Here is a 19,004-nt window from a genome sequence, read left to right on the forward strand (position 1 = left end):
TCGAAGCGCCACCGGTGGGCCAGCAGGCGAGCGGCGGCGGGGAACTGCCCCTGCTCGACCAGCTTGCCGTACAGCTCGTCGTGCTGCCGGCGCATCTGCTCGACGAGGGCCTCGTGCCGGTTCTCCTCCTCGGCGGACAGCGCGACAAGGCGGGCCCGGACGTCCGCGCGCGCCCACGGCGCCGAACCGGGCGCGCAGCCGGCGCGGCGCGCGGCCTCGGCCAGGGGCGCGCCCCGCGCGGCGATGCGGCAGAACAGCTCGATGCTCGGTGCCAGCGGCTGGGCGTCGGGCGCGGCGGCGGTAGCGGCCATGGGATGTCCTCCTCGTTCCGGTAGAAGGAACAATATGAGAACATATGCCGACTACAGTCAAGAGGCGTGAATATCCCCTCCCACAAGCTCGGGAGAAGAGGTATTCAACCGGATGGGGATCGCGGTGATCGGAGGCGAGGCATGTCCGGATTCGAGGTGAGTCGTACCGAACTCGCCGCCCAACTCCGCACCCTCGGCGTCCGCCGCGGCGGGGTGCTGCTCGTCCATGCCTCGTTCCGGGCCGTGCGGCCGGTCGAGGGCGGGCCGCACGGCCTGATCGCGGCGCTGGGCGATGCGCTCGGCCCCGACGGCACGCTGGTCATGCCGTCCTGGACGGGTGACGACGACGCGCCGTTCGACCCGGCGACGACGCCGGCGGCGGAGGATCTCGGCGTCCTCGCGCAGACGTTTCGGCGCCTGCCCGGCGTCCTGCGCAGCGACCACCCCTTCGCCTGCGCCGCCCTCGGCCCCGCGGCGGCGCGGGTCGTCGACACGCCCCTGCCGCTGCCGCCCGCGGCACCCGAAGGCCCGATCGGCCGCGTCCATGGACTGGACGGCCAGGTGCTCCTGCTCGGCGTCGGGCACGACGCCGACACGACCCTCCATCTCGCGGAACTGCTGGCGCGCGTCCCCTACGGCGTGCCGAAGCACTGCACGACCCTGCGCGACGGGCGCGCCGTGCGGGTCGACTACCGCGAGAACGACCATTGCTGTCAGCGCTTCGCGCTCGCCGACGGCTGGCTGCGCGCACGCGGCCTCCAGGCCGAGGGACGCGTCGGGCATGCGCATGCCCGGCTCTTGCGCGCGCGGGACGTCGTCGCCGTTGCGCTGGAAGCGCTCGCCCGCGACCCGCTCCTGTTCCTGCACCCGCCCGGGGAGGGATGCGAAGAATGCGACGAGGCCCGGCGGAGCGTGGACCCGGCGGCGGTCGCGACGTAATCTGATGGCTCGACGGACCGGAACCCCACGGAACAGGCGACGATGGCATCGGATTCTCAGCGCGGCGTGCGCACCGTCGAAGTCTCCTGCCGGCTGCTGGCGATCCTGGCGGACGCGCCGCAGCCCCTGATGCTGCGCGACGTCGCCCGCCTCGCCGAGCTGACGCCCGGGCAGGCGCACGCGCATCTGGTCAGCCTGCGCAAGATGGACATGGTCGAGCAGGACGCCGACACCGGCCGCTATCGGCTCGGGCCGTTCGCGCTCCATGTCGGCCTCGCCCGGCTGCGGGCGACCGACCCCTACCGCATGGCGGCCGCCGGCGCGCCCGAACTGGCGGAACGGGTCGGGCTGATGGTCGCGCTGACGGTCTGGGGCACCTACGGGCCGACCATCGTCCTGGTCCAGGAGGCGGGCCACCAGATCCACGCCAACGTGCGCGCGGGCGGCGTGTTCAACGTCGGCGGCACGGCGACGGGCCGGGTCTTCGCCGCCCATCTGCCGCCCAGCATGGTGATCCCCGTGCTGGAGCACGACATCGAGCGCGCGAAGGTGCAGAGCGGCTCGGCGCATCGCAGCCGCGAGGCGTTCGAGGCCGAGATCAAGGGCATCCGGCGGACCGGCTTCGCCACGACCCTCGACAAGCCCGTCCCCGGCATCAGCGCCGCCGCCGCCCCGGTCTTCGACCATGGCGGCCGCATGCAGCTCGCCGTCACCCTGATCGGGCCGACCGAGAGCATCGACATCACCGCCGACGGCCCCCATGTCCGTACCCTGCTCGACTTCACGCGCGGGCTCAGCCGCAAGCTGGGCTGGCGCGGGCCGGTCGCCGACCGGCCCGCCGTCGAGATGGCGCAGTAGGGCGTCCGCGGTCCGTCCTGAAACGCTCCCGGTCCTTCAGCCGATCCGCCCCGCGGCATGGCGCGCGGCGATGTAGCCGAAGGTCATCGCCGGGCCCAGCGTGATGCCGCCGCCGGGATAGTTGCCGCCCATGATGCTGCCCATGTCGTTGCCGACGGCGTACAGCCCGTCGATCGGGCTGCCGTCCTGCGCGCGCAGCACGCGGGCGTAGCGGTCTGTCCTCAGCCCGGCGAAGGTGCCGAGGTCGCCGACCACCACCTTGACCGCGTAGAACGGTCCCTGCTCGACCGGGGCCACGCAGGGGTTCGGCTGGTGGTCGGGATCGCCGAGCGAGCGGTTGTAGGACGTGCTGCCCTTGTGGAACTCCGGGTCCTCGCCGCGGCGCGCCGGGCCGTTGAAGGCGTCGAGCGTGGCGCGGAACGCGGCCGGGTCGAAGCCGGCATTGCGCGCCAGCTCCTCCGGCGTGTCCCCGCGCACGAGGTAGCCGGACTTCAGGTACGGGCGCAGCGGCAGTGGTGCCGGCTTGGCGAAGCCCAGGCCGTAGCGCCGGATCGTCTTGTGGTCGCAGACGAACCAGCCGCAGACCTCGCCCGGGTCGGACGCATCGTAGGAGGCGCGCATCGCCTGGACGAAGTCGTGGTAGCTGTTCGCCTCGTTGACGAACCGCCGTCCGTGCCGGTTGACCGCGATCACGCCGGGCTTGGAGCGGTCGACGAAATGCGGGAACACGCCGAAGCTGCCGTCACGCCGCGGCACCTGCGACACCGGGACCCAGGCCGCCGCGTTCGGCAGCTCCGACTGGCCGCGCCCGCCCACGGCCTCGCCCAGACGCAGCCCGTCGCCGGTGTTGGTCTCCGGCGCCGGGGTGTAGTGCTCGCGCCCGGTCGGCGCGTGCGGGAACAGCCGGCGGCGCCGGTCCAGGTCCCAGGGGAAGCCGCCGGCGGCCAGCACGACGCCCCGGCGCGCCCGCACCCGGACCTCTCCGTCCGGCTTCGCGATCACGGCCCCCACGACCCGGCCGTCCTCGACCAGCAGCTCCTTCGCGGGGGACGACAGCCAGATCGGCACGCCCAGGTCGAAGGCCGACTTGGCGAGGCGCCCGGCGAGCGCGTTGCCGTTGGTCAGCCGCATGCCCCGGCCATGGAGCAGCCGGTCGCTGCCGTAGCGCGCCAGCAGCCGTGCGACGAACGCCATCGAGACCGGCGAGCGGGTGACGTTGAAGAAATGCAGCAGTTCCTTGCCCGACCCGATCATCATGCCGAGGAAGGTGATCTCGCGCAGCGGCGGGCGAAGGTTCTTAACGTTCCCGCCGAGCCCGCGCGCGTCGAACGGCTCGGCGCAGATGGAACGGCCGCCATCCTTCCCGCCGGGGGCGTCGGGATGGTAGTCGGCGAAGGTCGGGCCGAGCACGAAGCGCACGGAGGTGTTCTTCTCGAAGAAGTCGACCATCTCCGGCCCGGCGTCGAGGAAGGCGTCGACCCGGTCCGGGTCGAAATGGTTGCCGGCCTCGTGCTGGAGGTAGGTCCGCGCCTCCTCCTTGCTGTCCTGGAACCCGGCGTCGCGGGCATGCCGGTTGCCCGGTATCCACAGCCACCCGCCCGAGCGCGCGGTGGTCCCGCCGAACACCGGCGCCTTCTCCACCACCAGCACGTCGAGGCCGGCGATCGCGGCGGTGACGGCCGTCGACAGCCCTCCCGCCCCCGTGCCGACCACCAGCAGGTCGCAGTCGTGGACGCGGGGCGCGTCCGTCGTGTCCATCGGGGTATTGGTCATGTTCGTACGTTTCCTGCTGCTCAGGCGGCGAGATAGCCGCCGTCCACCGGGAGGATCACTCCGGTGACGTAGCTCGACATCGCGGAGGCGAGGAAGACCACCGGCCCCGCCAGCTCCTCCGGCTTGCCCACCCGCCCCAGCGGCGTGTGGGCCATGAACCGGCCGAGCGCCTGCGGGTTGGCCCGGGTCGCCTCGGTCATCGGCGTCTCGATGACGCCGGGCGCGATCGCGTTGACCCGGATGCCGTCCGGCGCCAGCTCGACCGCTAGCGCCTTGGTAAGCTGCGCCACCGCCCCCTTGCTGGCGGCGTAGCCCGACACGAGCGGCGCCCCCGTGAAGCTGAGGATCGAGGCCAGGTTCACGATCCGCCCGCCGGTGGAGCGGAGCTGGTCGAGGAAGGCGAGGCAGGCGTTGCGGGCGCCGGTCACGTTGACGCGGAGCACCGCCTCCCAGTCCTCGTCCGTGATCTCGGCGAAGCCGCCGCGCGGCAGGATGCCGGCGTTGTTGACCAGGACCGAGACCGGCCCGAGCCGCTGCGCCACGCGTGCCGCCTCCGCGCGGCAGCCCTCCAGGTCCGACACGTCGAGCCGGGCGGAATGGGCGTCCCGCTCGGAAAGCCCGGCGCAGCGCCGCGCCGTCTCGGCCGCCCCCTCCCCATCCAGGTCGAAGGCGGCGACCGCCGCCCCCTGCGCGGCGAGCCCGAAGGCGATCGCCCGGCCGTTGCCCCGGGCGGCGCCGGTCACGACGGCCACGTCGCCCGTCAGAAGTCCCTGCATCTCGCGATCCCCAAAATTCGTCCATTGCGAACGCATTCGCAATGAAGTCTAATGGGAACGCCGGCTGACGCAACAAGTCTATTGCATCGCGGCCAGTCGGGAACGAAACGAACAAACCGACCCCTATCGGGAGGGAGCGAGAGATGAGACGCGCATTCCTGGCGGCGACGGCCGCCCTGGCCCTGACGGCGGGCGCCGCGCAGGCCGAGAGCTACGACCTCCAGAGCACCTTCGGCCTCCAGGTCCCCTCGATCGGCCCGAGCCCGGTACGCTGGGCGGACAATGTCCGGCTGATGACGAAGGGCGAGGTCGACGTCACGGTCCACGGCGCCGGCGAGTTCGTGCCACCCTTCGAGGTGTTCGGGGCGGTCAGCAGCGGCGCGATCCCGATGGGCTTCGACTGGATCGGCTACTGGGCCGACAGCATCCCGGTCGCCAACCTCGTCGGCTCGATGCCGTTCGGGCCGGACCCGATGCTGTTCCTGGGCTGGATGTTCCAGGGCGGCGGGCTGGAGATCATCCAGAAGGCCTACGATCCCCACAACGTCAAGGTGATCCCCTGCCATCTCGTCGTGCCCGAGGCCGGCGGCTGGTTCAACAAGGAGATCAACACGGCCGCGGACCTCCAGGGCCTCAACATGCGGATCGCCGGGCTCGGGGCCAAGGCGATGGCGCGGCTCGGCGCGAACACGCAGCTCGTCCCCGCGGGCGAGATCTACGTCTCGCTGGAGCGCGGGCGGATCGACGCGACCGAGTTCTCGGCCCCGCAGCTCGACATCGGCTTCGGCTTCCAGCAGATCGCCAAGAACTACTACTTCCCGGGCTGGCACCAGCCCGCGAGCTGGGACTCGATCATCATCAACATGGACGTCTGGAACTCGATCTCGCCCGACAACCAGAAGATCATGACCGAGGCGTGCCACGCCAACATCACCTACAACCTCTACGACCAGATGAACGCGCAGATCGAGGCGCTGGAGAAGATCGAGGCGGCCGGCGTCCAGGTGCGCCGCTTCCCCGACGAGGTGCTCTCCGCGATGAGGCAGGCCTCGGCCGAGGTCCTGCAGGAAGAGGCGGCCAAGGACCCGCTGTTCAAGGAGGCCTACGAGTCGATCCAGGCCTATAGTGAGCGCGTCGGCCGCTGGAGCGACCTGCAGCAGCTGCCGCGCTGACGCGTCCGGCGTCACGCCGGCGGGCCGGCCGGTCCCCGCGACCGGCCGGCCGCAGCCCTTCCCCAACCCGGAGACCCGTGCCTTGTCGTTCGCGTCGTCACTCGTCAGGGCGTGCTCGGCCGTCGAAGACGCCTGCGCCGCCTTCGGCCGGGCCGCCGCCTGGCTGCTGGTTCCCCTCGTCGCCGCCGTCACCCTGACCGTCGTGGCGGCCCAGTTGCGCCTGAACGTCCTGCTCGACTGGGGGACGCCCCTGCCGCTCCTGGGCGAGCGGCTGACCGGGAACGGGCTGCTCGACGTCCAATGGCATCTGTTCCTCGTCCTCACCCTGCTGGGCGGCGCCTACGCGCTGCGCACCGACGCCCATGTCAGCGTCGACGTGCTGGCGGCACGCTTCGGCCCGCGGACGAAGGCGCTGGTCCGGTTCGCCGGCGACCTGCTGTTCCTGGTCCCGTTCTGCGCGCTGATGACCTGGTTCTCCTACGACTTCGCGGTCCGGGCCTTCGTCAGCGGCGAGGCGTCGAGCTATGGCGGGCTGGTCGACCGCTGGATCATCAAGGCCGTGCTGCCGCTGGGGTTCGGGCTGCTGACGCTGATGGGGGCCGCGCGCGCGGTCCGCTCCGCGGTCGAGGCCTGGCGGCCGGACGCCGCGCCGTCCGAAACGGGGAACTGAAGGAATGGATCACGCCTGGCCGCTGGCCATGCTCGCGCTGCTGTTCGTGGGCATCTTCGCCGGGTACCCGGTCGCCTTCGTCCTGGCGGGCACGGGGGTGGCGTTCACGTTCCTGGCCGACATCCCGCTGCTGTTCCTGTCGCTCGGCGTGTCGCGGATCTACTCGGGAACGCTGACGAACTGGCTGCTGATCGCCGTGCCGCTGTTCGTCTTCATGGGCCTGATGCTGGAACGCTCCGGCGTGGCCGCGCGCCTGCTGCGCTCCATGGCCGGGCTGTTCGGGCCGCTGCCCGGCGGCTACGCCGTCGCCGTGACGCTGATCGGGGTGATCATGGCCGCCTCGACCGGCATCATCGGCGCCTCGGTCGTGCTGATGGGCCTGCTGGCGCTGCCGGCCATGCTGGCGAACGGCTACGACGCGCGCGTGTCGACCGGGCTGATCGCGGCGTCGGGCACGCTCGGCATCCTGCTGCCGCCGAGCATCATGCTGATCATCCTCGGCGACACGCTGCGCATCTCGGTCGGCGACCTGTTCATGGGCGCGGTTTTCCCGGGCCTGCTGCTGGCGGGGCTGTACCTGGCCTATATCGTCGTGCTCGGCCTGCTGCGCCCGCGGCTGATGCCGCCGCTGCCGCGCGGCGACTCGGTCGGCCTCGGGCGCCGCCTGGCCGACCTCGCGCGCGACCTGCTGGCGCCGCTCGCCCTGATCGTCACGGTGCTGGGGTCGATCATCGCGGGGATCGCGACACCGACGGAATCGGCGGCGCTGGGCGCGGTCGGCGCGCTGGTGCTGGCGCTGGCCGCGCCGGACATGTCGTGGAGATCCTTCGCCGACGCGCTGCGCGAGTCCACCAAGACCTCCGCGATGATCATCTTCGTGATGATCGGGGCGACCATCTTCTCGGTCGTCTTCAAGCGGCTGGGCGGCGACGGGCTGATCGAGAGCCTGCTCGGCGGCGACGACGCCGGCCCCTACCAGGTCCTGTTCATGATCATGCTGCTGGTCTTCGTGCTGGGCATGTTCCTGGAATGGGTCGAGATCACGCTGGTCGTGCTGCCGCTGGTGGCGCCGGTGATCGCCGGGCTGGACTTCGGCATGACCGAGAGCCAGACGATGCTGTGGTTCGCCGTGCTGTTCGCGGTGAACCTGCAGACCTCGTTCCTGACCCCGCCGTTCGGCTACGCGCTGTTCTACATCCGCGGCATCGCGCCGGAAGGCGTCACGATCGGCGACATCTACCGCGGCATCGTCCCCTTCGTGGCGATCCAGCTCGCCGCACTCGGGCTGGCGATCGCCTTTCCGCAGATCGTCACCTGGCTGCCCGAGCGGCTGCTGGTGCACTAGCACTACTTTGCCAACCCGCGTGTAAGGGTGATTCTCTCGTCTGTTGAGCGTGTCGGGGCCTTCTTTTCAAGAGGGTGCGATGGGTGCGGGTGACGAGACCTGGACGGTGGACCTGGAACGCTGGTTGGCACCGTACCTGGAGCGGCTGGGCCACGAGGCGCAGCGGCATTGGGCGCCTCTGTACGTCGCCGGACTTCTCTTGCCTGGCGAGCGCAAGAGCCTGGAGCCGCTGGCCGGCCGCGTCGCACCGACGCGTGCCTGGAGCTGTGGCGGCGCATCGCGACCCAGCCCGGCACGCGCTTCGAACCGGAGGACGTGACCGTCATGGGCGATCGGGCCATCATCCGGTGGCGCTATTTCTGGGGCGAGGGCGAAGACGGCTGCGTGCGCGGCGTCAATCTGATGCGCGTGCGCGACGGGCTGATCGTCGAAGCGATGGGCTACGTCAAGGGCGCCTGAGCAGCCTCGCCCGGCGACGCCGGAACGGCCCCTCAATACGGCCCCTCAACACGGAGTGCCGTCCTTGCGCGTGAAGCGCCACTTGCCGTCCGGGCCGAGGGCGGCGACCAGGTCATCGCGCGGGTAGGAAACCTCGTCGCCGGCCGAGCGGTCGCCGATCTCCAGGTACACGACGTCGGCCTCGGTCCGGTTCTCCAGGTGATGCGCGGAGCCGTCCGCAGGGAAGCCCGCGCATCTGCCGGGTTCGAGATCGACCTCCCCGTCACCGGTGACCAGGGTCGGCCGGCCTTCGAGGACGAAGATGAACTCGTCCTGGCGCGAATGGACGTGGTGCAGGGCCGAGATCGCGCCCGGCGGCAGGCGCGTCAGGTTGACGCCGAAGTTGCGCAGGCCGAACAGGTCGCCCAGCGGCCGCTTCACCCGCCCGGCCATCATGGTGGCGTAGGGCTCGGGATAGTTGGACGGCTTCACGCGGGGAGGCGCCGCGGCCGCGTCGATCGCCGGCACCGACGGCCCCGTCCCCTGCACATCCGAACTCATGTCACTTGCTCCTGTCAGCGGATCGCCGACCGACAGTCATGGCAGAACGCCCCGGCATGTCGCAAGGGGGACACCACGGGCATCAGCCCCGGACCAGCAGCACGGTCCGGTCGTCGTAGCGGCAGGCCGGATGCGCGGCCAGCTTCCTTTCGGCCAGGAAACGGAAGCCGTGGCGCTCGTAGAAGGCCCCCGCCCGCGGGTTCTGCGAGAAGTACTGGACGCTGAGCGTGCCGCAGCCGGCCTGCGCGGCGTGGCCGAAGGTCGCCTCGACGAGGCGGGTCCCGAGGCCTCGCCCGCGATAGGGTTCGTAGACGGCGAAGGCGTTGATGTAGAAGCTGCCGGGCACCTCCCGTTCAAGCTCCAGGAACGGGCGGACCAGGTCCGGCGCGGCCGCGATCTCCTCCTCGTCCACGGGGTCGAGCCGATAGGCGAGGATCATCCCCGCGACCGCCCCGCCGATCTCGGCCACCGTCGCGTGGCGATAGGAGAAGCCGCCCTGCTCGCGCCGGGCTCGCCGCTCGCCGACATCGAGCGGGGTCTCGCCCGGTTCGGCCATCTGCGACCAGAGCCAGCCTGGAATGCCTCCGCCCGCGATCTCGATCAGCTCCGCCAGACTCCGCGCGTCGGACGGTGTCGCCGGACGGATCATCGCATCCTCGACCTGTGCCACATCCACCATTGCCGCCTCCCTCAAACCTGCGCCACGAACCACACGTTCATCGGGTCGTGCGCCAGGACATGGCGCTTCACCTCACGGAACCCGGCCTCGCGCAGCATGGCCTCCGCGGTCTCCCAACCCCACATCGTACCGAAGCCGGCACCACCCTGCCCCAGCGATATCGGGGTGCAATGGGCGCAGGACACGGCGTAGAGCAGGGATGCCATCGGGAAGTCCAGGTTGTCCTCCAGCTTCGCGGAACCCCCGATGTCCTGCATCAGGTAGACCCCGCCCGGCCGCAGGGCTCCGTGGAGGCTGCGGATCAGACCCTGCGGGTCCTTCTGGTCGTGCACGGCGTCGAAGGTGGTGACGAAGTCGAACCGCCCCTTCTCATCGTAGCCGGTCAGGTCGCGCACCTCGAAGCGGATATTGCCGAGGCCGGCATCGCGCGCCGCCGCGGCGGCGAAGGCGATGGCGTCCTCGCACAGGTCCCAGCCCACGAAGCGGCTCGCCGGAAAGCGCCGCGCCATGGCCAGCAGGGCCGAGCCGCGGCCGCAGCCGGCGTCCATCACGTCGATGCCTTCGCCGAGGCGCCGGACCACTCCGTCCGCCAGTGGCAGGATGGCGTCGAACAGCGAAGCCGTGACGGTCTGGGCGCTGTCCTCGGCCATGATCTGGTGGAAGCAGGGATAGTCGCCGTAGGACGTGCCGCCGCCGTTCCGGAAGCGGTCGAGCACCGGCTCCTGCATCGCGCCCAGGAGCGCCACGTGCTGCGCATAGACGGCCATGTTGCCGAGCGGCGCGGCGCGCGTCAGGCAGGCCGCATGCTCGGGCGGCAGCGAATAGCCGCGCGTCCGCGGATCATAGGCGACGATGCGGCCGGTCACCATGACGGCGAGCCATTCGCGCACGTAGCGTTCGGCGAGCCCGGCCTCGGCGGCGATCCTGTCGCTGGTCGACAGCGGCAGCGCCGCCATCGTCTCGAACAGGCCGGCGCGATAGCCGATCGACATCATGACCGCGACGGCGCCCGAATCGAGGACCGTACCGATGCGGCCGGCGAACGCTTCGGCGGCGGCCGGGTCGAAGGAAGGGGTTCGGGTGGACACGTCCGGCATGGGGAGGTTCCTTTCGGCTGTCGTCAGGTGGGGTGCGGACGGGAGATTGCCGGGACGGCCGCGTCCGTTCGAGTGGCGGAATGGACGAAAACGGGGCTTTCGTGCCATCCTCGCTCCATGATCGCCTCACCAGAAGCTCCCCCGGTATCCGTCAGCCTGCTGGCGCTGCCGGAGTCGACCCCGGCGGCGCTCTACGGCCTGTTCGAGGTCTTCGCCTCGGTCGGCGTCACCTGGGGCCTGCTGACGGGAACCCCGGCGCGGGGGCGCCGGATGGAGCCGTGCATCGTCGCCCGGACCGGCGAGCCGTTCATCTCGGCGATCGGGATGCCCATCGCGCCGCAGCGGGCGCTGGCGGACGTCGCGCGGACCGACGTCGTCGTCGTCACCGACCTGACGGTGCCGGCGGACACCGATCCACAGGGACGCTGGCCTGCCGAGGCCGCATGGGTGCACGACCGTCTCGCCGAGGGCGCGCTCGTCTGTTCAGTGTGCACGGGCTCGATCTTCCTCGCCGAGGCCGGGCTGCTGGACGGGCTGGAGGCGACGACCCATTGGAGCGCCGCCGAGGTCTTCAGGCGGCATTATCCGGCCGTGCGGCTGCGCCCCGAACGCATCCTGTGCCCGGCCGGCCCGGAGCACCGCGTCATCACCGGCGGCGGCGCCTCCTCGTGGGAAGACCTGGCTCTCCACCTGATCGCGCGCTTCTGCGGCGAGGAGGAGGCCGTTCGGACGGCGAAGATCTTCGTGCTCGGCGACCGCAGCGACGGCCAGCTCCCCTTCTCGGCCATGGCGCCTGCGCGCCGGCACGGCGACGCGGTGATCGGCCGGTGCCAGGTCTGGATCGCCGACCATTACGCCGCCGCCAACCCCGTCGCCCGCATGGTCGAGACCTCGGGGCTGCCCGAACGGACCTTCAAGCGCCGCTTCAAGGCGGCGACCGGCTACGCGCCGGTCGACTACGTCCAGGCGCTGCGGATCGAGGAGGCCAAGCAGCTCCTGGAGACGACCGGCGAGCCGACCGAGGCCGTCGCCCATGTCGTCGGCTACGAGGATCCGGCTTTCTTCCGCCGCCTGTTCAAGCGGCGCACCGGCATCACGCCGGCCCGCTACCGCCAGCGTTTCCAGTCCTTCGCCCGGCTGCGGCGCGGCGCTTGACCCGCGATCACCAGCGGGCGAACAGCCGGCCCCCGAGCGCGCCCGCCACCGTGAGCCCCATGATCGCGAGGCCGTACCAGGTCGCGACGAAGAGGGGCGAATCGTCGGTGCAATGGGCGGCGTAGAACGCGGCGGCGATGCCCCCCGCGACAAGGCCCGCGACGGCCCCGGCCGCGGCCGGACGGGTCGGCGCCCCGGCGCGCAGCGCCAGCAGGAACAGCGCCAGCGGCGCCGCGCCGATCAGCGGGATGAAGGTCAGGCAGACCGCGGCGTTGGTGCCCACCAGCCGCGCGGCCCAGTCGCCCGGCGGCACGGCCGCCAGTTCCAGTGCGACGCCTGCCGCCAGCAGGACCGGGACGAGCCCGAGCATGCGCGCAGCGCCCCCGGTCCCCGCCCCCGGCCGGGCCTGGCGCCGCACCAGGTGGAACGCGGCCGCGGCCAGGGCGCCGGTCACGGCGAACTTGAACAGGAAGCGGACGGACTGCGCCGCCTGCCCGATATCCGTTCGCGGGCCGAGCGTCGCGAAGAACAGCGCCGCGGCGACGAGCACCGCGGCGGCCAACGCCACCTGGAACAGGCGGTCGGGCGAGGCGGCGCGCGGCGGCGTGTCGGCCGCCAGCGAGCGGATGAGGTCGTCGGTCTTCATTTCCCCGTCCGCCCGAACTTCGCCGCGATCGCCGCGAGGCCCCGGTGCCATGCGACCCGGACCGCGTTCTCGGTCATGCCGAACGCGGCCGCGGTCTCGCGGATCGAGCGGCCGTCGACCGCGACCGAGGCCACCACCTTGTGCTGGCCCGGCGCCAGCGCGGCGATCGCGCGGCCTATGTCCCGCTCGCCGAGCATGTCGGCGGCCGGCGCCTCCAGGAACTCGGCGTAGTCCTCGATGTCCACCTCCATCCGGCGCCCCCTGCGCCTGAAGCCGTCGACGACCTTGTAGCGCGCGATCGCCGCCAGCCAGGGCAGGATCGGCTCGTCGCTGCGCCAGGTGTGGCGCTTCAAATGGATCGCGAGCAACGCTTCCTGCACGACGTCCTCCGGATCGATGCCGCTTCCCGACCCGAGCTTGCGCCGCGCCAGCGCCCGGACGAGCCGGGCCGCGTCGCGCAGGAATTCGGCGTAGGCCGCCTCGTCTCCCGCGATCGCCGACCGCATGAGACCGGCGAGCCTCGCCTCCTCGTCCGTGCCCGGGCCTATCCCATCATTCGCTCCCGCCGCCCGTTCGTTACGGGCCGGCCGAAAAAATTTCACGGAGGGAGTGTAATGAACCCTCCCCCTGCTCCGAAAGGTCAAACGTCGGGCCGATACCGGCGCCGACATCCCTTCCCGACCAAGGAGCACATCATGAACCGCAGCACCCTGACCCTCGCCCTTGCCGCCTCCCTCACGACCGCCCTCGCCGGCCTCGCGGCACCCGCCCACGCGCAGGAGACGGAGAAGTGCTACGGCGTGGCGCTCGCCGGCCAGAACGACTGCGCGGCCGGTCCCGGCACGACCTGCGCCGGCACCTCGGTGATCGACTACCAGGGCAATGCCTGGAAGGCCGTCCCGGCGGGGACCTGCACGACGATGATGCTCCCCGGCGACCGCATGGGCTCGCTGGAGGCGCTGGAACGCGACCTGCCGCAGACCTGATCCGCAGACCTGATTGCGGGGGAGGCCCGGCCGCCGGGCCTTCCCCGCCGCACCGCCGAGGACCCGCCCATGCCCCTCGCCAGCAATAGCCCCGTGTGCGCCCGCCTGCCGCAGCGCGCCGGCCTCGGCCTCAAGCCCGGGCACTACCGCCGCATCCTCGACGACCGGCCCGATGTCGGCTTCTTCGAGGTCCATGCCGAGAACTACATGGGGGCCGGCGGCCCGCCGCACCGGTTCCTGGAGGAGATCCGGGCGCTGTACCCGCTGTCGCTGCACGGCGTCGGCCTGTCGATCGGCGGCGCCCATCCGCCCGACCGCCGGCATCTCGCCCGCCTGCGCGCGCTGGTCGAGCGCTACCGCCCGCAGTCCTTCTCCGAGCACCTCGCCTGGTCGAGCCACGGTGCCGGCTACCTCCCCGACCTGCTGCCGCTGCCCTACACGCAGGAGACGCTCGACCGCGTCTGCGCGCATGTCGACGCGGTCCAGCAGGCCGTCGGCGCGCGCCTGCTGCTCGAGAACCCGTCGGCCTACGTCCTGCTCGCGGACAGCCGCATCGACGAGGCCGACTTCCTGCACGACGTGGCGCGGCGCACGGGCTGCGGGCTGCTCCTCGACGTCAACAACGTGATGGTCTCGGCCGTCAATTGCGGCTTCGGCCCCGCCGCCTATGTCGACCGCTTTCCGGTACACCTCGTCGGCGAGATCCATCTCGCGGGCTACGACGAGACCGTGGACGGCGCCGGCGACCGGCTGCTGATCGACGCCCACGGCTCGGCCGTACGGCCGGACGTGTTCGATCTCTACCGCCGCGCGCTGCGCCGCACCGGCCCGACGGCGACGCTGATCGAATGGGACAACCACGTGCCCGGCCTCGACACGCTCCTCGCCGAGGCGTCCCGCATCGACGATGCGATCGCCGCCGCCGCCGTTACACGGAGTGCGGCATGACCGGCCATTGCGCGGCCAAGGCCGCCTTCGCCGCCGCGCTGCTCGACCCGGCCCTTCCCGTTCCGGCCGGCGTCGTGTCGCCGCGCGGGACCCCGGACGCCGCCCGCTTCGCGGTCCACCGCAACAACGTCTTCGTGGCGCTCGTCGCGGCGCTCGAGGCCCGCTTCCCGGTGACGGCGCGGCTGGTCGGCGACGCGTTCTTCCGCGCGATGGCGCGCCTTCACGCCGACGCCCGCAAGCCGTCCTCGCCGCTGATGTTCGAGTACGGGGGCGGCTTTCCCGATTTCATCGCCGGCTTCCCCCCGGCCCGCGGCCTGCCCTATCTGGCCGACGTGGCCCGGCTGGAGGTCGCCTGGTCGCGCGCCTACCATGCCGCGGAGGCCGAGCCGCTGGCCCTCGAGGCGCTGTCGGTCGGCCCGCCCGAGGCGCTGCTGCTCGACCGTCTGGCCGCCCACCCCGCCGCCGCCCTCGTGACGTCGGCGCACCCGATCGGCTCGATCTGGTCCGCGCACCAGGGCCCGACGGTGGCCCCCGTCGCCGATTGGCGCCCGGAGGCCGTGCTGGTCACCCGGCCGGCCGCCACGGTGCAGCTCCACATCCTGCCGCCCGGCGACGCGCCGTTCGCCGCCGCGCTGCTGGCCGGCGCTACCATTGGCGCCGCGGCCGAGGCCGCCCTGGCCGGCGCAGCCGGCGACGGCGGTTTCGATCCCGGCCGCGCCCTCGTCGGCCTGGTCCGCACCGGCGCCTTCACCGCCCGGCAAACCGCGACCGAAAGGACTTCGCCATGACCGACCATGCCCCTGGAACGGCCGACGGGACCGCCGGCGGGGACGCCCCCATCCTCGCGCGGCTGTTCCACCAGGCCGACCGGCTGCTCGCCGCGGTGCCGGCCGACCTGCCGCTGCTGGCGCTGCGCTTCGCGCTCGCCGTCCCGTTCTTCAAGTCCGGCCTGACCAAGTGGGACGGCTTTCTCCAGCTCTCCGCCGGCGCGCATTACCTGTTCACGCAGGAGTTCAAGCTGCACCTCTTCGGTGCCGCCTACCCCTATCCTGCGCCGCTGGCCATGGCCTATCTGGCCGGTCTGGCGGAGATCGTGCTGCCGGTCCTGCTCGTGCTGGGCCTTGCGACCCGCCTGTCCGCCCTCGGCCTGCTGGCGATGACGGCCGTGATCCAGCTCACCATCCCCGAGGGCTGGGCGAACTTCCACCTGCCCTGGGCGGCCATGGCGCTGGCGCTACTGGTCCATGGGGGCGGACGCCTGTCCGCCGACCGGTTCGTCCTCCGGTCCTGAGGACGGGGCTTCGGCCCCGTTCCCCGAACCCGGGGCCGACACCGGTGCCGCGACGCCGCTGCACACCACCAGGATGCGCGCGTCGCCGTCCCCGGCGGACGCGTAGAGATGGCCGCGGCGGCTATCGAAATAGATGCTCTCGCCGCGCTCCAGGACGACCGGTTCCATGTCCTCCAGACGCACCGTGACCCGGCCCTCGACGACGAACAGGAACTCCTCGCCGGGATGGCTGACGAAACGCTCGAAGCGCATCGTCTCGAACGGGCGCAGGGTGCCCATCATCGGCGTCATCGCCTTGCGCCAGAGCTCCGGGAACAGCATCTCGTAGACGTAGTTCTCCGTCTCGTGCAGGCGGAACTCGCCCGTGCGGGCGACGGCCACGCCGCCGGGGCGGAACCGGTCGCCGCGCTCCGAGAACAGCTCGCCCATATCGACGCCCAGGCCCTCGGCGAGCTGGCTGAAGCGGTCGTAGGTGACCGCCATCACCCCCCGCTCGATCTTCGAGACCGTCGAGATGGCGAGGCCCGAGCGTTCGGCGACCTCGGCCAGCGTCAGTCCCAGGTCTCGCCGGATCTTGCGCAGCCGCTCGCCCATCCGGATGCGGCGGCTGGCGCTGCCGTCCGCTGTTCTCGCCGTTTCGCCCATGGAACGGAACCTAGGGCCGGCCGCCGCCACCGTCCACAATTTTCCGATGCGAAAAACGATGTTTTCCGATCGGAAAACCTTTGCTACGGTCTCTCAGGAATGCGGTACGACGGCATGAACAGCGGGTAGGCGGGCAGTGGGCGGGCAGGCAGTGGGCGGGCAGGCAGTGGAAACCTTCGACGTCGCGGTCATCGGCGCCGGCATCGCCGGCGCCTCGGTCGCGAGCGAGTTGAGCGCGTCGCATCGCGTCGCGCTGCTGGAGCGCGAGGACCAGCCCGGCTATCACACCACCGGGCGCTCCGCCGCGCTGTTCTCGGAGACCTACGGCCCGCCGGTCATCCGCGCGCTGTCGCGCGCGTCCAGCGGCTTCTACGGCGCCCCGCCCCCGGGCTTCGGCGACGCCCCGCTGCTGACGCCGCGCGGCGTGCTCCTGATCGCGCGCGAGGACCAGCTCGCGCATGCCGACGAGATGATGGCGGAGGTCGCCGCGGGATCGCCGGTGTCGCGGCTGGACGCCGCCCGGACCCTGGCGATGATGCCTCTGCTGCGGGCCGGCTACGTCGCCGGCGCGGTGTTCGAGCCGGGTGCCCGCGACATCGACGTCCATGCGCTGCACCAGGGGGGCTATCTCCGCCAGTTCCGCGCCCGGGGCGGCGTGCTGAGGACGCGGTGCGAGCTGCTGGCGCTGGAACGGTCCGGCGCCGGCTGGGCGCTGCGCACGTCCGGCGGCACGATCCGCGCCGAAGTCGTCGTCGACGCGGCCGGGGCCTGGGCGGACGAGGTCGCGGCCATGGCCGGGGTGCCGCGGATCGGCCTGGTGCCGAAGCGGCGCACCGCCCTGGTCGTGTCCGCCCCCGGCGGCGCCGTCCCCCATGGCTGGCCGATGGTCGTGGACATCGATGAGCAGTTCTACCTGAAGCCGGACGCCGGCCGGCTGCTGATCTCGCCGGCCGACGAGACCCCCTCGCCGCCCTGCGACGCGCAGCCGGAGGAGATCGACGTCGCGATCTGCATCGACCGGATCGAGCGCGCCTTCGACATCACGGTCGGGCGCATCGAGAACAAATGGGCCGGACTCAGGTCCTTCGTCGCGGACAAGACGCCGGTCGCGGGCTTCGATCCCGGCGCGCCGGGGTTCTTCTGGCTCGCGGGGCAAGGCGGGTACGGCATCCAGACCGCCCCCGCGCTGGCGCGCACCGCCGCCGCCATGATCCGGGGCGAGCCGATCCCGCCGGACGTCGCCGACCAGGGCGTGAGCGCCGCGGCGCTGTCGCCGCAACGGCTGGGCCGCGCGGCATGATCTGGGCGGTCCCCCTCGTCGCCCTCCTGCTGCTTCTCTCGGGCCTGGCACTCGCCTACGTCATCGGGGCGGCGGCGGTCCTGGCCTATCTCGCGACTGACAACGCCCGCTACCTCGCCGTCCTGCCGCAGCAGATCTTCTCCAAGATCGATGTCTTCGCGCTGATGGCGATGCCGCTGTTCATCCTCGCCGGCGAGATGATGAACCGCGGCGGCGTGACCCGGGTGCTGATCGAGCTGTCCATGTCGCTGGTCGGCCGGCTGCGCGGCGGCCTCGGCCACGTCAACATCATGACCAGCGTCTTCTTCGCCGGCATCTCCGGCTCGGCGGTGGCCGACGCGGCGGCGCTGTCCAACACCCTCGTGCCGGCGATGCGCGATCGCGGCTACACCACCACCTACGCCTGCGCGGTGACCGCAGCGTCCTCGATCATCGGGCCGATCATCCCCCCGTCCATCATCCTGATCTTCTACGGGGCGCTGATGGGGACGTCGGTGACCGCCCTTTTCCTCGCCGGTATCCTGCCGGGCCTGCTGCTCGCCACCGTGCTCTTCGCCGTCAACGCCTTCTACGCCTGGCGGGACGATCACCCGAAGCTCTCGCGCGCCGACACGCCGCCGCTCGGCCCGACCCTCCTCAGGTCGGCGCCCGCGCTGCTGATCCCGCTGGTGATCGTCGGCGGCATCGTGCTCGGCTGGATGACGCCGACCGAGGCCGCGGCCGTGGCCGTGCTGGCAGCGCTCGGCGCCGGCGCCTTCTACGACGGCCTGACCGCGCGCGGCCTGGTCGACGGCCTCCGGCGGACGGCCGTGCTGTCCGGGGCGATCTTCATGCTGATCACCAGCGTCGCGGCGCTCGGCCATCTCGGCGCGCTGGAGAGGCTGCCCGAAGGCATCGCCGCGCTCGTGACCGATCTCGGCCTGGGGCCGGTCGAGTTCATGATCGTGATGAACCTCGTCTTCCTGGCCGCCGGCATGGTCCTCGACGTGCCGGTGGCGCTGGCGCTGCTGGTGCCGCTGCTGGCCCCGGTCGCGATCGCCCAGGGCGCCGACCCGGTCCATCTCGGCATCGTACTGTGCTTCAACCTGTGCATCGGGCTGATCTCGCCGCCGCTCGGCGGCTGCCTGCTGGTCGTCGCGGCGGTGGCGAAGATCGACTACTGGCGCCTCGCGCGGGCGGTGATCCCGTTCGTGCTGGCGGAGATTGTCGTGCTCGGGCTGCTGGCCGCCTTCCCCGCGATCAGCCTCACCCTTCCGCGCGCCTTCGGCTTCGCCGCGGGAAGCTGACCATCCAACAGGAGGTTTAGGACCATGAAGGCACTCGAACTGGCAGTCGTGGCGGCCCTGGCCGCGACATTCGCCGCCGGCCCGGCGGCGGCCCAGGTGAAGGTGGCGCTCGACAGCCCGCCGGACCT

22 protein-coding genes and 1 pseudogene are annotated in these 19,004 nt (G+C 71.8%); 14 read left to right on the forward strand and 9 right to left on the reverse strand.

Translation table 11 applies throughout. The features are described 5' to 3' along the window. Window positions 1-311: hypothetical protein (locus VGO20_RS18435; protein WP_327503839.1), on the reverse strand; the 311-nt coding region annotated here is incomplete at its 3' end. Window positions 312-452: 141 nt separating this feature from the next. Between VGO20_RS18435 and aac(3)-IV the strand changes: the two genes are divergently transcribed. After that, window positions 453-1,250, forward strand: a complete 798-nt coding sequence (gene aac(3)-IV, locus VGO20_RS18440; RefSeq protein ID WP_327503840.1) for an AAC(3)-IV family aminoglycoside N-acetyltransferase — start codon at window positions 453-455, stop codon at window positions 1,248-1,250. Window positions 1,251-1,292: 42 nt separating this feature from the next. Continuing rightward, on the forward strand, window positions 1,293-2,108 hold the full coding sequence (locus tag VGO20_RS18445; protein WP_327503841.1) for an IclR family transcriptional regulator: 816 nt from the start codon (window positions 1,293-1,295) through the stop codon (window positions 2,106-2,108). Between the two features lie 36 nt (window positions 2,109-2,144). Here VGO20_RS18445 and VGO20_RS18450 read toward each other — a convergent pair whose 3' ends face one another. Together VGO20_RS18450 and VGO20_RS18455 are read right to left on the reverse strand one after the other, a co-directional pair. Continuing rightward, window positions 2,145-3,881 (reverse strand): FAD-dependent oxidoreductase, encoded by a 1,737-nt coding sequence (locus VGO20_RS18450; RefSeq protein ID WP_327503842.1) that lies wholly within the window; start codon window positions 3,879-3,881, stop codon window positions 2,145-2,147. Window positions 3,882-3,901: 20 nt separating this feature from the next. Continuing rightward, entirely contained in the window at window positions 3,902-4,657 is a 756-nt protein-coding gene (locus VGO20_RS18455) for an SDR family NAD(P)-dependent oxidoreductase (RefSeq protein ID WP_327503843.1), read from the reverse strand. Between the two features lie 143 nt (window positions 4,658-4,800). Between VGO20_RS18455 and VGO20_RS18460 the strand changes: the two genes are divergently transcribed. From VGO20_RS18460 to VGO20_RS28640, 5 genes and pseudogenes are all read left to right on the forward strand, one after another. Then, complete coding sequence (locus VGO20_RS18460) at window positions 4,801-5,829, forward strand: TRAP transporter substrate-binding protein (RefSeq protein ID WP_327503844.1); 1,029 nt, start codon at window positions 4,801-4,803, stop codon at window positions 5,827-5,829. A gap of 82 nt (window positions 5,830-5,911) precedes the next feature. Beyond that, window positions 5,912-6,499 carry a TRAP transporter small permease subunit gene (locus tag VGO20_RS18465; protein WP_327503845.1) on the forward strand — a complete coding sequence of 196 codons (588 nt, stop codon included), beginning with the start codon at window positions 5,912-5,914 and terminating at the stop codon, window positions 6,497-6,499. Window positions 6,500-6,503: 4 nt separating this feature from the next. Next, window positions 6,504-7,844 (forward strand): TRAP transporter large permease, encoded by a 1,341-nt coding sequence (locus VGO20_RS18470; protein ID WP_327503846.1) that lies wholly within the window; start codon window positions 6,504-6,506, stop codon window positions 7,842-7,844. Window positions 7,845-7,923: 79 nt separating this feature from the next. Next, window positions 7,924-8,076: pseudogene (locus VGO20_RS28635) on the forward strand (transposase); the annotation flags it as partial. After that, window positions 8,013-8,303, forward strand: a complete 291-nt coding sequence (locus VGO20_RS28640) for a nuclear transport factor 2 family protein (RefSeq protein WP_414639849.1) — start codon at window positions 8,013-8,015, stop codon at window positions 8,301-8,303. The pseudogene VGO20_RS28635 and the gene VGO20_RS28640, both read left to right, overlap by 64 nt. A 45-nt stretch (window positions 8,304-8,348) precedes the next feature. Here the strand turns inward: VGO20_RS28640 and VGO20_RS18485 are convergent, their stop codons facing one another. The 3 genes from VGO20_RS18485 to VGO20_RS18495 all read right to left on the reverse strand — a co-directional run bounded on the left by VGO20_RS18485 (window position 8,349) and on the right by VGO20_RS18495 (window position 10,619). Next, the gene (locus VGO20_RS18485) at window positions 8,349-8,843 is read right to left on the reverse strand and encodes a cupin domain-containing protein (RefSeq protein ID WP_327503848.1); all 495 of its coding nucleotides are present in this window, start codon (window positions 8,841-8,843) and stop codon (window positions 8,349-8,351) included. An 82-nt stretch (window positions 8,844-8,925) separates the two neighbouring features. Then, window positions 8,926-9,522, reverse strand: a complete 597-nt coding sequence (locus VGO20_RS18490) for a GNAT family N-acetyltransferase (protein ID WP_327503849.1) — start codon at window positions 9,520-9,522, stop codon at window positions 8,926-8,928. Window positions 9,523-9,533: 11 nt separating this feature from the next. Beyond that, a complete protein-coding gene (locus VGO20_RS18495; protein ID WP_327503850.1) occupies window positions 9,534-10,619 on the reverse strand; it encodes a class I SAM-dependent methyltransferase in 1,086 nt (361 codons plus the stop codon). A 117-nt stretch (window positions 10,620-10,736) separates the two neighbouring features. On the opposite strand from VGO20_RS18495, the gene VGO20_RS18500 reads away from it, so the two are divergent. Further along, a complete protein-coding gene (locus VGO20_RS18500) occupies window positions 10,737-11,774 on the forward strand; it encodes a GlxA family transcriptional regulator (RefSeq protein ID WP_327503851.1) in 1,038 nt (345 codons plus the stop codon). A 7-nt stretch (window positions 11,775-11,781) separates the two neighbouring features. On the opposite strand, the gene VGO20_RS18505 is transcribed toward VGO20_RS18500, so the two are convergent. Together VGO20_RS18505 and VGO20_RS18510 are read right to left on the reverse strand one after the other, a co-directional pair. Continuing rightward, window positions 11,782-12,420 (reverse strand): NrsF family protein, encoded by a 639-nt coding sequence (locus VGO20_RS18505; protein ID WP_327503852.1) that lies wholly within the window; start codon window positions 12,418-12,420, stop codon window positions 11,782-11,784. Beyond that, window positions 12,417-13,091: a sigma-70 family RNA polymerase sigma factor gene (locus VGO20_RS18510; RefSeq protein ID WP_327503853.1), complete on the reverse strand. Its 675-nt coding sequence runs from the start codon at window positions 13,089-13,091 to the stop codon at window positions 12,417-12,419. The genes VGO20_RS18505 and VGO20_RS18510 overlap by 4 nt, the downstream gene beginning before the upstream one ends. A gap of 24 nt (window positions 13,092-13,115) precedes the next feature. Between VGO20_RS18510 and VGO20_RS18515 the strand changes: the two genes are divergently transcribed. The 4 genes from VGO20_RS18515 (at window position 13,116) to VGO20_RS18530 (ending at window position 15,645) form a co-directional block, all read left to right on the forward strand. Further along, window positions 13,116-13,406, forward strand: a complete 291-nt coding sequence (locus tag VGO20_RS18515) for a BufA1 family periplasmic bufferin-type metallophore (RefSeq protein WP_327503854.1) — start codon at window positions 13,116-13,118, stop codon at window positions 13,404-13,406. A 69-nt stretch (window positions 13,407-13,475) separates the two neighbouring features. After that, window positions 13,476-14,354: an MNIO family bufferin maturase gene (gene bufB / locus VGO20_RS18520; RefSeq protein WP_327503855.1), complete on the forward strand. Its 879-nt coding sequence runs from the start codon at window positions 13,476-13,478 to the stop codon at window positions 14,352-14,354. Continuing rightward, window positions 14,351-15,142 carry a DNA-binding domain-containing protein gene (locus VGO20_RS18525; RefSeq protein ID WP_327503856.1) on the forward strand — a complete coding sequence of 264 codons (792 nt, stop codon included), beginning with the start codon at window positions 14,351-14,353 and terminating at the stop codon, window positions 15,140-15,142. The genes bufB and VGO20_RS18525 overlap by 4 nt, the downstream gene beginning before the upstream one ends. After that, window positions 15,139-15,645, forward strand: a complete 507-nt coding sequence (locus tag VGO20_RS18530) for a DoxX family protein (RefSeq protein WP_327503857.1) — start codon at window positions 15,139-15,141, stop codon at window positions 15,643-15,645. Before VGO20_RS18525 ends, VGO20_RS18530 begins: the two co-directional genes overlap by 4 nt. Here VGO20_RS18530 and VGO20_RS18535 read toward each other — a convergent pair. After that, the gene (locus tag VGO20_RS18535) at window positions 15,589-16,290 is read right to left on the reverse strand and encodes a helix-turn-helix domain-containing protein (protein ID WP_327503859.1); all 702 of its coding nucleotides are present in this window, start codon (window positions 16,288-16,290) and stop codon (window positions 15,589-15,591) included. The two genes, VGO20_RS18530 and VGO20_RS18535, sit on opposite strands and share 57 nt — an antisense overlap. 166 nt (window positions 16,291-16,456) lie before the next feature. On the opposite strand from VGO20_RS18535, the gene VGO20_RS18540 reads away from it, so the two are divergent. Together VGO20_RS18540 and VGO20_RS18545 are read left to right on the forward strand one after the other, a co-directional pair. Then, window positions 16,457-17,590 (forward strand): NAD(P)/FAD-dependent oxidoreductase, encoded by a 1,134-nt coding sequence (locus VGO20_RS18540; protein ID WP_327503860.1) that lies wholly within the window; start codon window positions 16,457-16,459, stop codon window positions 17,588-17,590. Then, window positions 17,587-18,876 carry a TRAP transporter large permease gene (locus VGO20_RS18545; protein ID WP_327503861.1) on the forward strand — a complete coding sequence of 430 codons (1,290 nt, stop codon included), beginning with the start codon at window positions 17,587-17,589 and terminating at the stop codon, window positions 18,874-18,876. Before VGO20_RS18540 ends, VGO20_RS18545 begins: the two co-directional genes overlap by 4 nt. Window positions 18,877-19,004 lie beyond the last annotated feature (128 nt).

It is taken from the genome of Arenibaculum sp., assembly GCF_035998295.1.
Taxonomy (GTDB): Bacteria; Pseudomonadota; Alphaproteobacteria; order Azospirillales; family Azospirillaceae; genus DASYHS01.